Source organism: Bradyrhizobium arachidis (assembly GCF_024758505.1).
GTDB classification, from domain to species: domain Bacteria; phylum Pseudomonadota; class Alphaproteobacteria; order Rhizobiales; family Xanthobacteraceae; genus Bradyrhizobium; species Bradyrhizobium manausense_C.
In genome coordinates this window covers 4,975,153-4,989,401 of the sequence record NZ_CP077970.1, presented here as the reverse complement: position 1 = coordinate 4,989,401, position 14,249 = coordinate 4,975,153, and the positions used below count along the sequence as shown (strand labels likewise).

At 66.3% G+C, this 14,249-nt stretch carries 8 protein-coding genes; 6 read left to right on the top strand and 2 right to left on the bottom strand.

Annotation, left to right across the window (positions count from 1 at the left end; all coding sequences use genetic code 11):
* Positions 1 to 4 precede the first annotated feature (4 nt).
* The 6 genes from KUF59_RS23000 to KUF59_RS22975 all read left to right on the top strand — a co-directional run bounded on the left by KUF59_RS23000 (position 5) and on the right by KUF59_RS22975 (position 11,185).
* Entirely contained in the window at positions 5 to 5,209 is a 5,205-nt protein-coding gene (locus KUF59_RS23000) for an alpha-2-macroglobulin family protein (protein WP_258767186.1), read from the top strand.
* 11 nt (positions 5,210 to 5,220) lie between these two features.
* Positions 5,221 to 7,416, top strand: coding sequence for a penicillin-binding protein 1C (gene pbpC / locus KUF59_RS22995; RefSeq protein ID WP_212461218.1), 2,196 nt, complete (start codon positions 5,221 to 5,223; stop codon positions 7,414 to 7,416).
* A 50-nt stretch (positions 7,417 to 7,466) separates the two neighbouring features.
* Positions 7,467 to 9,209, top strand: coding sequence for an ArnT family glycosyltransferase (locus KUF59_RS22990; protein ID WP_212461217.1), 1,743 nt, complete (start codon positions 7,467 to 7,469; stop codon positions 9,207 to 9,209).
* Positions 9,210 to 10,055: a phosphatase PAP2 family protein gene (locus tag KUF59_RS22985; RefSeq protein WP_212461216.1), complete on the top strand. Its 846-nt coding sequence runs from the start codon at positions 9,210 to 9,212 to the stop codon at positions 10,053 to 10,055.
* A gap of 63 nt (positions 10,056 to 10,118) precedes the next feature.
* Positions 10,119 to 10,850, top strand: coding sequence for a glycosyltransferase family 2 protein (locus KUF59_RS22980; RefSeq protein WP_212461215.1), 732 nt, complete (start codon positions 10,119 to 10,121; stop codon positions 10,848 to 10,850).
* On the top strand, positions 10,847 to 11,185 hold the full coding sequence (locus KUF59_RS22975; RefSeq protein WP_212461214.1) for a lipid-A-disaccharide synthase N-terminal domain-containing protein: 339 nt from the start codon (positions 10,847 to 10,849) through the stop codon (positions 11,183 to 11,185). The genes KUF59_RS22980 and KUF59_RS22975 overlap by 4 nt, the downstream gene beginning before the upstream one ends.
* Before the next feature lie 15 nt (positions 11,186 to 11,200).
* Here KUF59_RS22975 and KUF59_RS22970 read toward each other — a convergent pair whose 3' ends face one another.
* Complete coding sequence (locus KUF59_RS22970; protein WP_212461213.1) at positions 11,201 to 12,892, bottom strand: Na/Pi cotransporter family protein; 1,692 nt, start codon at positions 12,890 to 12,892, stop codon at positions 11,201 to 11,203.
* Between the two features lie 132 nt (positions 12,893 to 13,024).
* Complete coding sequence (gene metC, locus KUF59_RS22965) at positions 13,025 to 14,218, bottom strand: cystathionine beta-lyase (RefSeq protein WP_212461212.1); 1,194 nt, start codon at positions 14,216 to 14,218, stop codon at positions 13,025 to 13,027.
* Positions 14,219 to 14,249 lie beyond the last annotated feature (31 nt).

Here is a 14,249-nt window from a genome sequence, read left to right as displayed (position 1 = left end):
CATCATGATCAGTTTGGTTCGCGCCGCTGCTGTCTGCGCAACGCTTCTGCTTGGCCTCGCGACGGCTTCAGCCGCAGACAAGGCCTTCAAACGCGACGATCTCGCCGATTCCGCGATCAAGCTCGAGGCGCAGATCAAGAGCGAGGCGGGGGCGGTCGTCAAGACCAACGCGACGCTGCGCTCCGACGCCGACGCCGCCTTCAAGCGCAACGATTTCCGCGGCGGCCTGTCGATCCTCGGCCAGATCGCCGCCACCAATCCCGATGATGCCGGCAACTGGCTGCGCCTTGCCCGTACCATTTTCCAGATCGGGCCAAAGAGCTCGAGCGAGCAGACCTTCCTTTTGGAGCGGGCCTCGACCGCGGCCTACATCGCCTATCAGCGCGCCGGAAATCCGGGCGGGGAGGCCGATGCGCTGGCGGTGCTGGGCAAGGCGCTCGCCGAGCGAAAGCTGTGGCGGCCGGCGCTCGACACCATGCGGATGTCGCTCGACATGCGCGAGGTCGCCGAGGTCCGCGGCCAATATGAGAAGCTGCGCGACGAGCACGGTTTCCGCCTGCTCGACTATACCGTCGATTCCGACTCGGCGAGCCCGCGCGCCTGTTTCCAGTTCTCGGAGGAACTAGCCAAGCGTACCGATTTCGCGCCGTTCCTGGCGCTGGCGGGTCAGGACAAGCCGGCGCTGACGGCGGAGGGCAAGCAGCTCTGCGTCGACGGGCTCAGGCATGGCGAGCGCTACAACATCAATTTGCGCGCCGGCCTGCCGTCGACGGTGAAGGAGGGGCTGCCGAAATCGGCCGAGTTCAACATCTATGTGCGCGACCGCAAGCCGTTCGTGCGCTTCACGAGTCGCGCCTATGTGCTGCCGAAGACCGGCCAGCGCGGTATTCCCGTGGTCAGCGTCAACACGCCCTCGGTCAATATCAGCGTTTTCAGGATCGGCGATCGCAACCTGATCAACACGGTCGTGGACAGCGATTTCCAGAAGACGCTGACGAAGTACCAGCTCAGCGATCTCGGCGACGAGCGCGGCGTGAAGGTGTGGTCGGGCGAGCTCGCCACCGCGATGACGCTGAACCAGGACGTCACCACGGCATTCCCGGTCGACCAGGCGCTGGGCGATCTCCTGCCCGGCGTCTATGTGATGACCGCGGCGGCCAAGGGGCCGGGCTCGGACGACGAATATCAGCTCGCGACCCAATGGTTCATCGTTTCCGATCTCGGGGTGTCAGCCTATTCGGGTAATGACGGCATCCACGTCTTCATCAATTCGCTGGCTTCGACCGATCCGGTCGGGAAGGCCGAGGTGCGGCTGGTTGCCCGCAACAACGAGATCCTCGCCACCCGCAAGACCGACGAGAGTGGCCATGTGCTGTTCGAGGCGGGGCTCGCGCGCGGCGAGGGTGGTCTGTCGCCGGCGATGCTGACCGTTACGGGCGATAAGGCGGACTACGCCTTCCTCAGCCTGAAAACCGCGGCCTTCGACCTCAGCGATCGCGGCGTCGCGGGCCGCGTGGTGCCGGCCGGCGCCGACGCCTTCGTCTACGCCGAGCGCGGCGTCTACCGCTCCAGCGAAACCGTCTATCTCACCGCGCTGCTCCGCGACGGGCAGGGCAATGCCGTCACCGGCGGCCCGCTGACGCTGGTGATCGAGCGTCCCGACGGCGTCGAATTCCGCCGCGCCGTGCTTAACGACCAGGGCGCCGGCGGCCGCTCGCTGGCCGTGCCGCTCAACTCGGCCGTCCCGACCGGGACGTGGCGGGTGCGCGCCTTCACCGATCCGAAGGGCTCGTCGGTCGGCGAGACCACCTTCATGGTCGAAGACTACGTGCCGGATCGCATCGAATTCGATTTGAGTTCCAAGGAGAAGCTGATCAAGGCTCAAGCTCCGGTGGAACTGAAGGTCGATGGCCATTTCCTCTATGGCGCGCCCGCCTCGGGGCTCCAGCTCGAAGGCGACATGCTGGTTGCGCCTGCATCCGAACGTCCCGGCTTTGCCGGCTACCAGTTCGGCGTCGCGGACGAGGAGACCACCTCCAACGAGCGCACGCCGCTCGAGAGCCTGCCGGAATCCGATGCCAATGGCGTTGCGACCTTCCCGGTGACACTGGACAAGCAGCCGACCTCGACGCGGCCGCAGGAGGCGCAGATTTTTGTCCGCATGGCGGAGACGGGCGGACGTGCCGTCGAGCGCAAGCTCGTGCTGCCGGTGGCGCCTGCCGCCGCGATGCTCGGCGTCAAGCCGTTGTTCGGCGACAAGAGCGTGGCCGAAGGCGACAAGGCCGAGTTCGAGGTCGTGTTCGTCTCGCCCGAGGGCAAGACGTTGCCGCGCGACGGGTTGCGCTACGAGCTGTTGAAGGTCGAGTCGCGCTACCAGTGGTATCGCCAGAACAATTACTGGGAGTACGAGCCGGTCAAATCGACCGCACGCGTCGCCGATGGCGATCTCATCGTGGCCGCGGACAAGCCGACGCGGATTTCGCTCAACCCGCGTCCCGGCCGCTACCGGCTCGACGTGAAGTCGAATGACACCGATGGGCCCGTCACCTCCGTGCAGTTCGACGTCGGCTGGTATTCTGACGGCTCCGCCGACACGCCTGATTTGCTGGAGACCTCGATCGACAAGCCGCAATACGCCTCCGGCGACACCATGACGGTGTCGGTCAATGCGCGCAGTGCCGGCAAGCTCACCATCAACGTGCTCGGCGATCGGCTGCTGACCACGCAGACCGTCGACGTCAAGGAGGGCACCGCGCAGGTCAAGTTCACCGTCGGTAAGGACTGGGGCACCGGCGCCTATGTGGTGGCGACCTTGCGCCGTCCGCTCGATGCCGCAGCCCAGCGCATGCCCGGCCGCGCGATCGGGCTAAAATGGTTCGGCATCGACAAGCAGACGCGGACGCTTGCGATGAAGCTGACGCCGCCGGCGCTGATCCGCCCGAACGCGATGCTGAAGATCCCGGTCAAACTCGACGGGCTCAATCCGGGCGAGGACGCGAAGATCGTCGTCGCGGCCGTCGATGTCGGCATCCTCAACCTCACCAACTACAAGCCGCCGGCGCCTGATGATTACTACCTCGGCCAGCGTCGCATGACCTCGGAGATCCGCGATCTCTATGGGCAGTTGATCGACGGCATGCAGGGCACGCGCGGGCAGATCAAGTCCGGCGGTGACGCCGGGGCTGCCGAGCTCCAGGGCTCGCCGCCCGCGCAAAAGCCGCTCGCGCTCTATTCGGGCATCGTGACGGTCGGAGCCGACGGCACTGCGGAAGTCTCATTCGACATTCCGGAATTCGCGGGCACCGCGCGCGTGATGGCGGTGGCATGGACGGCGACGAAACTCGGCCGCGCCAACACCGACGTCGTGATCCGCGATCCCGTGGTGCTGACCGCGACCCTGCCGCGTTTCCTGCTCAATGGCGACCACGGCACGGTCAATCTCGAGATCGACAATGTCGAGGGACAGGCCGGCGACTACAAGATCAACGTCAAGACGGGTGGTCCGGTGAAGATGACCGGTAATCCCGCGACAACCGTCAAGCTCGCCGCCAAGCAGCGCAACTCGTTCTCGCTCGCGCTCGATGCGACGGCCGCAGGGCAGGCGACCCTCGACGTCGATATCACCGGGCCGAACGGCCTTGCGCTGGCGCGCCACTACGCGCTCGACGTCAAGGCAGCGACCCAAGTGCTGGCACGGCGCTCGATCCGGACGCTGGCGAAGGGCGAGAGCCTGACGCTGACCTCGGACATGTTCTCCGATCTCGTGCCGGGCACCGGCAGCGTCTCGGTCTCGGCGTCACTCTCGACAGCGCTCGATGCCGCGACGATTTTGAAGGCACTCGATCGCTATCCCTATGGCTGCTCGGAGCAGATCACGAGCCGTGCCATGCCGCTGCTCTATGTCAACGAATTAGCTGCCGGTGCGCATCTCGCGATGGACACCGAGGTGGACCAGCGCATCCGTGACGCGATCGAGCGGCTGCTGGCGCGCCAGGGTTCGAACGGCTCGTTCGGCCTGTGGTCGGCGGGCGGCGAGGACGCCTGGTTAGATGCCTATGTGACGGACTTCCTCACCCGCGCCCGTGAAAAGGGCTTTGTGGTGCCGGATGTTCTGTTCAAGAACGCGCTCGACCGCATCAGGAACTCGGTGGTGAACGCCAACGAGCCGGAGAAGGACGGCGGGCGCGATCTCGCCTACGGCCTCTATGTGCTCGCCCGCAATGGCGCAGCGCCGATCGGCGATCTCCGCTATCTCGCCGACACCAAGCTCGGCAATCTCGCAACGCCGATTGCAAAATCGCAATTGGCGGCGGCGCTGGCGCTGGTCGGTGACCGCAATCGCGCCGAGCGGGTCTATGGTGCCGCGCTCGACTCGCTCGCGCCAAAACCGGCGCTGGAGTTCGGCCGCACCGATTACGGCTCGCAGCTTCGCGACGCCGCAGCGCTGGTCTCGCTCGCGAGCGAAGGCAATGCGCCGAAGGCGACGCTGACGCAGGCCGTGACCCGTGTCGAGACCGCGCGCGGACTGACTCCCTACACCTCGACGCAGGAGAATGCGTGGCTGGTGCTGGCGGCGCGTGCGCTTGCCAAGGAGAACCTGTCGATCGAGGTCGACGGCCAACCGGTCAAGACCGCGCTCTATCGCAGCTACAAGTCCGCGACGCTGGAGGGCAAGCCGCTAAAAATCACCAACACCGGCGACGCGCCGGTGCAGGCGGTGGTCTCGGTGTCGGGCTCGCCGGTGACCCCGGAGCCTGCGGCCTCCGCCGGCTTCAAGATCGAGCGCAGCTATTTTACGCTCGACGGCAAGCCTGCCGATATCAAACAGGTGAAGCAGAACCAGCGCTTTGCCGTGGTGCTGAAGATCACCGAAGCCAAGCCGGAATACGGGCACATCATGGTGTCAGACTATCTGCCGGCTGGTCTGGAGATCGACAATCCAAAACTGGTGTCGTCAGGCGACAGCGGCACGCTCGACTGGATCGAGAACGGCGAGGAGCCCGAGGATACCGAGTTCCGCGACGACCGCTTCACCGCGGCGATCGACCGGGCCTCGGATTCGGACGCCGTGTTCACCGTCGCCTATGTCGTGCGCGCGGTCTCGCCCGGCAAATACGTGCTGCCGCAGGCCTATGTCGAGGACATGTACAACCCCTCGCGCTACGGCCGCACCGGCACGGGCACTGTCGAGGTGCGGGCGGCGAAGTGAGTGATGGTGAGATGAGCGACGATCGGACATCGGAGGTAACTCGTCATTCCGGGGCGGCTCGAAGAGCCGAACCCGGAATCTCGAGATTCCGGGTCTGCTCCTTCGGACCATCCCGGAATGACAGCCGTGGAGGAAGCCGGCACGCCCACCGCATCCTCTCCGCGCTTGCCTTCGCCTTCATCCTCGCCATCTGCACCTTCGTCGGCTGGGTCGTCTCGCTCGGCCCGCTGCCGCTTGACGAGGCTCGCCAGGTCTCGACCACGATCGTGGATCGCAACGGAAAGCTGCTCCGCGCCTATGCGATGACTGACGGACGCTGGCGGCTGCCGGTCGATGCCAGGACCGCCGTCGATCCGACCTATCTAAAACTGCTGTTCGCCTATGAGGACCAGCGCTTCACTTCGCATCGTGGCGTCGATCCGCTGGCGATGGGGCGTGCCGCACTCCAGTTCGGCACGCGCGGCCACATCGTTTCGGGCGGCTCGACCATCACCATGCAGCTCGCGCGGCTGATGGAGCCGCGGCGGCAGCGCTCGCTCCATGCAAAGCTGCGGCAGATGGTGCGCGCGATCGAGCTCGAGCGTATCCTGACCAAGGACCAGATCCTCGATCTCTACCTCGCGCTCGCCCCCTATGGCGGCAATCTCGAAGGCATCCGCGCCGCATCCATCGCCTATCTCGGCAAGGAGCCGAAGCGGCTGTCGCTCGCCGAGGCTGCGCTCCTGGTGGCGCTGCCGCAATCGCCGGAGACGCGGCGGCTCGACCGTTTTCCGGATGCCGCTCGAAAAGCCCGCGACCGCGTGCTCGATCGCATGGTGGAAGAGCACCAGATCAGCGCTGACGACGCGAAGCAGGCCAAGGCGGTGCCGGTGCCGACGCTGCGCAGGCCGATGCCGATCCTGGCGCCGCATGCATCGGACGCGGCGCTCAATACGATCAAGGACACGCCGATCATCAAGCTGACGCTCGACGCGAACTTGCAGAAGGTGCTGGAGCCGCTCGCGCATGATCGCGCTCTTGCGCTGGGGCCAAATATCTCCATCGGCATCATCGTCGTCGACAATGAGAGCGGCGACGTGCTGGCGCGCGTCGGATCGGCCGACTATTTCGACGAGACGCGGGCAGGGCAGGTCGACATGACCCGCGCGCTGCGCTCGCCGGGCTCGACACTCAAACCGTTCATCTATGGGCTCGCCTTCGAGGATGGTTTTGTCCATCCCGAGAGCCTGATCGACGATCGCCCGGTGCGCTTCGGCTCCTATGCGCCGGAAAATTTCGACATGACGTTCCAGGGCACGGTGCCCGTGCGCAAGGCGCTGCAATTGTCGCTCAACGTGCCGGCGATCGTGCTGCTCGACCGCGTCGGCTCGAGCCGGCTGGCCTCAAGGCTGCGGCAGGCGGGCGGCAATCTGGTGCTGCCGAAGGACGAGGCGCCTGGCCTCGCCATGGGCCTCGGCGGCGTCGGCGTCACGCTGCAGGATCTCGCCCAGCTCTATGCGGGTTTTGCGCGGCTCGGAACCACCAAGCCGCTGCGCGAGGTCATCACCGGCAAGGACGACCGCGAGCCGATGCGGCTGCTCGACCAGGTCGCGGCCTGGCAGGTCGGTAACGTGCTGCTCGGCACGCCGCCACCGGAGAACGCCGCCCACAACCGCATCGCCTTCAAGACCGGCACCTCCTACGGCTATCGCGACGCCTGGTCGGTCGGCTTCGACGGCCGCGTGACCATCGGGGTCTGGGTCGGGCGGCCCGACGGGGCGCCGGTTCCCGGCCTGATCGGCCGGACCGCGGCCGCGCCCATCCTGTTCGACGCCTTCGCCCGCTCCGGCAAGCTGCCGGCGGCGCTGCCAAAACCTCCCAAGGGCACGCTGGTGGCAAGCAACACCAAGCTGCCATTGCCGTTGAAGCGGTTCCGCCCGGTTGGGGAACTCGTCCGGGCCGGCGGCGAGCAGGCGCCGCACATCCAGTTCCCGCTCAACGGTTCCCGGATCGACGTCGATCGCTCGGGCGGGCTTGATGCCGCCGCCATGCCCGTCAAGGTCGCCGGCGGGGTCTTGCCGATGACGATTCTGGTCAACGGCACGGCATCAGGCGAAATCGACAGCCGGCGCCAGCGGTTGATCGATCCACCCGGTCCGGGCTTTGCGCGCCTCACCGTAATCGACGCCACGGGCGCCGCGGACACAGTTGTCATTCGAATTCAATGACCCGTCCCTAAGCGGTTGTCGGGTCGGCGGTTTCAGCGTATGCGGAACCAATGGTCGAGACCCATGCCCGCCCCCGTTTTGGAGACCCGCGCGAGCCGAAAACCCCCGTCAATCCGGGCAGTCGGCTCGTCGGCCTGATCGATATCGTCACCGCCAGCAACGGCCGCGCGGTGGGCTTCCTGCTGGTCTGCGCGCTGCTGATCTTCCTGCCCGGCTTCTTCACGATTCCGCCCATCGACCGCGACGAGGCGCGCTTCGCCCAGGCCACCAAGCAGATGGTCGAGAGCCGCGACTATGTCGACATCCGCTTCCAGGAGGACGTCCGCTACAAGAAGCCGGTCGGGATCTACTGGCTGCAATCGGCCGCCGTCGACACAGCGACCGCGCTGGGTTTGCCGCGGGCGCAGCTCCGCATCTGGGTCTATCGCCTGCCGTCGTTGTTCGGCGCGATCGGCGCCGTACTGATGACCTATTGGGCCGCGCTCGGCTTCGTCACGCGCCGCGCCGCGATCCTGGCCGCGCTGATGATGTCCGCCTCGGTCCTGCTCGGCGTCGAGGCGCGGCTCGCCAAGACCGACGCGATGCTGCTCCTCACCGTGGTCTCGGCCATGGGCGCGATGGCGCGGATCTATCTCTCCTGGCAGCGCGGCGAGGACGAAGCGCATCCGCCATGGACGTATCCTGCGATCTTCTGGACCGCGATCGCCGCCGGCATCTTGCTCAAGGGCCCTCTGATCCTGATGTTCGCAGGCCTCACCATCATCGCGCTGGCGATCCAGGACCGCGATGCCTCCTGGCTCTGGCGGCTGCGTCCGCTCTGGGGCCTGATGTGGACGCTGGTGCTGGTGCTGCCCTGGTTCATCGCAATCTTCTGGCGCGCGGGCGAGGCGTTCTTCCAGGATTCCGTCGGCGGCGACATGCTGAGCAAGCTCGGCGCCCAGGAATCCCATGGCGCACCGCCCGGCGTTTATCTGCTGCTGTTCTGGATCACGTTCTGGCCCGGCGCGCCGCTTGCGGCGATGGCGGCGCCGGCGGTCTGGCGCGCACGGCGCGAGCCCGGCGCGCAATATCTTCTGGCCTGGCTGGTCCCATCCTGGATCGTGTTCGAGGCTGTCCTGACCAAGCTGCCGCACTACGTGCTGCCGCTGTACCCTGCGATCGCCATCCTCACCGCCGGCGCGGTGGAGCGGCGCGTGCTGTCGCGCTCCTGGCTGATGCGCGGCGCCGCATGGTGGTTCCTGATCCCCGTGTTCGGCTCGATCATCGCGGTGGTCGGCGCCGTCATGCTGACGCGGCAGCCGGCATTCGCGGCATGGCCGTTCATCGCTGCGGCGCTCATCTTCGGTCTGTTCGCCTGGTGGCTCTACGACAACAACCGCGCCGAGCGCTCGCTGCTCAACGCGGTGGTCGCCGCACTGATGCTCGCCTTCGCCATCTACGGCGTGGTGCTGCCGTCGCTGACGCCGTTGTTCCCGAGTGCTGAGATTGCACGGGCGCTGCGTAACGTGACCTGTGTCGGGCCAAGGGCCGCATCCGCCGGCTATCACGAGCCGAGTCTCGTCTTCATGACGGGGACGTCGACGCTGCTGACCGACGGCTCGGGCGCGGCCGACTTCCTCAAGCAGGGAAGCTGCCGCTACGCGCTGATCGAGCAGCGTTCCGAACGCAGCTTCGTGCAGCGCGCAGAGGCGATCGGGCTGCACTACAAGGTCGGCGCGCGGATCGACGGCTACAATTTCTCGCAAGGGCGCGCGATCTCGATCGCGATCTACCGCTCCGAGGGCACCGAATAAATGTCAGCGCCGGCCGAGATCCCGCATCGCCAAAATTACCCGATGCAGCTGCTCACGGTCTCCGGGCGTTCGCTGGCGCAGCTCGTGCGCGCGCCGTCGCATTCGCGCCGGGCCGAGGCCGCACGCAAAATGGCGCGGCACTGGCTCTATCTCAGCGCGGCGGGTGCAACCATGATCATCGTGCTGATGCTTTTGCTCGACAAGACCGAGATCGAGCTGATGCCGGCGCGGGGCACGCCCGGCCTGTGGCCGATCCGCATCCTCACCGACTTCGGCAAGGACGCCTATGTGCTGTGGGCGCTGGCCGCGGCGCTGGTGATCGTGGCGCTGGTCGCGGCCAGCAAGCACGGCACGTCGCGTGCGCTGTGGCTCGGCTTCGGCACGCGCCTCCAGTTCCTGTTCCTGTCGGTGCTGACCTCGGTGCTGATCGGCGAGGTGCTGAAGTTTACCATCGGCCGCGGCCGGCCTTTCGTCGGCGGCACGGCCAATCCGTACAACTTCATTCCGTTCCAGGGCACGGAAGCGCATTTCAGCCTGCCGTCGGGACATGCGCTCACGGCGTTCGCGCTGGCCTTCGCGGTTGGCGCGCTGTGGCCGCGTCTGCGCGTGTTCATGTTCACTTACGCCATCGTGATCGCGCTGACGCGGCTGGTGCTGCTTGCCCATCATCCGAGCGACGTCATGGGCGGCGCGCTGGTCGGCATCGTCGGCGCCATGGCGGTTCGCTACTGGTTTGCCGCACGCCGCCTCGGCTTCGCCATCCGCAGCGACGGCACGATTTTCGCCCTTCCGGGGCCGGCTTTCGGCCGCTTCAAAAGGGTTGCCCACGGGTCATCCGCCCCATAAAAGCGGCTGCCTGCCGTCCGGACCGGTTCCTCCCGCGGGCCCATTCCAACCACGAGCACACCATTGTCGTCGTCCCCAGCGGTTTCCATCGTCGTCCCCGTGCGCAACGAGGCCGACAACATCGCGCCCCTGATCGAGGAGATTACGGCCGCGCTCGACGGCCGCTGGGACTATGAGATCATCTACGTCAATGACGGCTCGACGGATGCGACCGGCGAACGCCTCGGCGCCCTGATGCAACAGCGCAGCAATCTGCGTCAGCTCCGCCACGCCAGATCGGGTGGCCAGTCGGCGGCGGTGCGCAGCGGTGTGCGGGCCGCACGCGGGGCGATCGTGGCGACGCTCGACGGTGACGGCCAGAACAATCCGGCCTTTCTGCCCGACCTGATCGCAGCGGTCGAAAAGGCTGACAGCGTCGGGCTCGCCGCGGGCCAGCGCGTCGGCCGCAAGGACACCGGCTTCAAGAAGCTGCAGTCGCGCATCGCCAACGGCGTACGCAACGCGATCCTAAAGGACGGCACCCGCGACACCGGTTGCGGGCTGAAGGCATTCCGCCGCGACGTATTCCTGATGCTGCCCTATTTCGACGGGCTGCATCGCTTTCTGCCGGCGCTGATGCGCCGCGAGGGCTTCGAGATCGCCTATGTCGACGTGATCGACCGGCCGCGCCGCTCCGGCGTGTCCAATTACGGCTTCTTCGACCGGCTCTGGATCGGGATCATGGATCTCGCCGGCGTGTGGTGGCTGATCCGCCGCAAGAAGCCGACCCCTGAAGTGTCCGAGGTGAAAGCATGATCATTCAATACGGTCAGGCGCTGAGCAATTATCTCTACGACGTCTTCGTCGCCAAATTCGATTTCTGGCTGGCGTTCGGCCTGGTCGCCCAACTGTTCTTCACGGCGCGCTTCCTGGTGCAGTGGATCGCGAGCGAACGGGCCGGCAACAGCGTGGTGCCGATGGCGTTCTGGTTCTGCTCGATGGGCGGCGGGTTGATGACGCTGGTCTACGGCGTCGTCAAGCGCGAGCCGGTCATCATCCTCGGCCAGGCGCTGGCGACGATCATCTACATCCGCAACATCATGCTGATCGTGAAGAATCGCGGTCGCGCCTCGCAGACGCTGGATCGGTGATCCGGGGGCCCGCCCTCAGCGCGGCAGCGCCGAGGCTGCGCCGGCGGCGGGCAGGGCGGCTGCCTCCGCCTCGTTCCGACGATAGGGCTGGCCGGCGGCGTCCAGCACCGGATAGGCCACCGAGCAGATGTGCGAGTGGATGCGGCGCAGGTCGCGCAGCACGTCGAGATGCAGCGAGGTGGTCTCGATGGTTTCCGGGCGTCCCTCGCGCAGGCGGTCGAGATGGCGCTCGATCGCGGCAAGCTCGGTATTGCGCAGCGAGGCCTTCTCAACCAGCAGCTTGCGCGCCTCGTTGGCGTCTCCAGACATGAACACTCCGAAGGCGATGCGCAGCGATTCCATCGTCTTCTTGTGGAAGGAAGCGAGCTCCTCGGCACCCTCGGGCGAGAACTGGAAGCGGCGCTTGATCTTCTTGGTGGCGAGCTCGCTCAAATTCTTGTCGATGATGTCGCCGATATGCTCGAGATTGATGGCGAAGGAGACGATTTCCATCGCTCGCCGTCCCTCAGTCTCGTCGAGGCTGCCGCGCGTCAGCTTGGTAACGTAGAGCTTGATCGCCTCGTCCAGGCTGTCGACGATGTTGTCGGTCTTGGAGACCTGATCGACCAGCGCGCGGTCGTCGGTCATCATTGCCGCCATCACCTTGCGCAGCATGACCTCGACCAGGTCGCCCATCCGCAGCACCTCGCGCGCGGCGTCGGCAAGCGCCAACGACGGCGTCTCCAGCGCACTTTCGTCGAGGTAGCGTGGCCGCGACGCGTCGGCCTCCTGGACGCGCTCGGGCAGCAACCAGGTCAGGAACCGGGCCATGACGTCGAGCAGTCCGATGAACAGCGCGGCCGTCGCGACGTTGAACGCAATATGAAACGCCGCGGTCATCCTGGCCGCGTCGGGCTGCCAGGCCTGGAGCAGATCGGCGATCGGGTTCAGGAACGGCAGCACCAGCGCGATGCCGATGACGCGATTGATGAGGTTGCCGACCGGCAGGCGGTAGCTCGTGGGATCCTCGCGCCGCGCGCCCTCGAAGACGGGGTTGATGGCGCTGCCGAGATTGGCGCCGAGGACAAGCGCAAGCGCGGCCTGCGGTGAGATGAACTGGGAGAAGGCCAGCGACATGATCAGCAGCACGCTGGCGACGCTGGAATGCACGGCCCAGGTGACCACGGCCGCGATGACGATGCAGAGGATGGGATCGCCTGTGATCGCCGACATGAAGACGCGCACGCCCGGCGCATTCTCGGCCGGCGCCAGCGTATCGAGCAAAATGTGCAGCGACAGCAGCATCAGGCCGAGCCCGATCGCGACGCGGCCGATATCCTTGATGCGCGAGCGCGGGCCGGAGCGGAATGCCACGAGCCCGATCACGAACAGGACCGGCGCGACGGCTGCAATGTTGAACGACAGCACCTGCACGATCAGCGTGGTGCCGACATTGGCCCCGAGCATGATGGCGAGCGCTGCGACCAGGCTGACGAGTCCTTCGGCCGCAAAAGAACTGGTGATCAGAGCGGTCGCCGTACTGCTCTGGAGCAGGGCGGTAAGGCCGAGCCCGGCGGCAAAGGCGCTGAAGCGGTTGCTCAGCGCTTTCCCGAGGAGGCGGCGCAGGTCCGGACCGAAGGCGCGCAAAATCCCGCTGTGGACCATGTGCAGGCCCCACAGCAGCAGCGCAACGCCGCCCATCAGGTCGAGCAGTACCAAACTTCCCATGCTCCGCGTCCGGAATAGAGTCGAAGGATCAGGCTACCCCCAAATGCCCGGGGATCAATCCTTTTATGGGAACGTAGTTGCATTAACCTTTGCTGCGGCCCAGTCGCTGGGCGCAATGCCCAGTGCGAAGGCTCAAATTGCCGCGTTCAAGGCAACAAAGCCGCGGTCGAGATCGGCCTTGAGGTCCTCGACATTTTCGAGCCCGATATGGAATCGCAGCGTCGGGCCGCCGGGTGACCACTTCGTCGCGGTGCGGTAGAGGTCGCAGTCGAAGGGAATCACCAGGCTCTCGAAGCCGCCCCAGGAAAAGCCCATGCCGAACAGCTTGAGGGTATCGAGCATCGCGTCGACGGCCTTCTGCGGTGCGGGCTTCAGCACTATGCTGAAGAGACCCGAGGCACCGGTGAAGTCGCGCTTCCAGATCGCGTGCCCCGGATCGGTCTCGAGCGCCGGATGCAGCACGCGCGCGACCTCGGGCCTGGCAGCGAGCCAGCGCGCCATCTCCAGTCCCGAACGATGGTGCTGGGCGAGCCGCACCGCGAGCGTGCGCATGCCACGCAGTGCGAGGAAGACGTCGTCGGGTCCGGCGCAAACGCCGAGCAGGCGGATGGTCTCGGCGAGCAATGGCCAGGCCTTGGCGTTGGCCGAGATCGTGCCGAACATGATGTCGGAGTGGCCGCCGATATATTTGGTAGCGGCCTGCATCGAGATGTCGACGCCCTGCTCGAGCGAGCGGTGATAGAGCGGGGTTGCCCAGGTGTTGTCGTCGATGACGAGCGCGCCGCGCGCATGCGCGACCTCGGCGATGGCGCGGATGTCGGGCATCTCGAAGGACTGCGAGCCCGGCGCCTCCACCAGCACGGCGCGGGTGTTAGGCTTGAACAGCTTTTCGATGCCGGCGCCGATCAGCGGATCGAAATAGGTGGTCTCGACGCCGAAGCGGGAGAGCAGGCCGTTACAGAAATTGCGCGAGGGCCGGTAGACATTATCGCAGACCAGGAGATGGTCGCCCGCCCCAAGCACCGCGAGGAGGGTGGTCGAGATCGCAGCGAGACCCGAGGGCACAAGGCCGACGCCGGCGCATTGCGGGCCTTCCAGCGCCATCAGCGTGTCCTGGAGCGCGCGGGTGGTCGGCGTGCCGTGGCGGCCGTACTGGAACTCGCCGCGATGGGCGTGCAGGTCCTCGGCGGTCGGATAGAGCACGGTCGACCCGTGAAACACGGGCGGATTGACAAAGCCCTTCTGCGCCTTGGTGTCGCGGCCGGACGTCACCAGCCGGGTTTCAGGGTGTTGCGGAATGGGCTGAGCGCCGTGCGAGGAATCCATGCGGGTGCTTTCTAAGGGTGCTTTTCCGGGA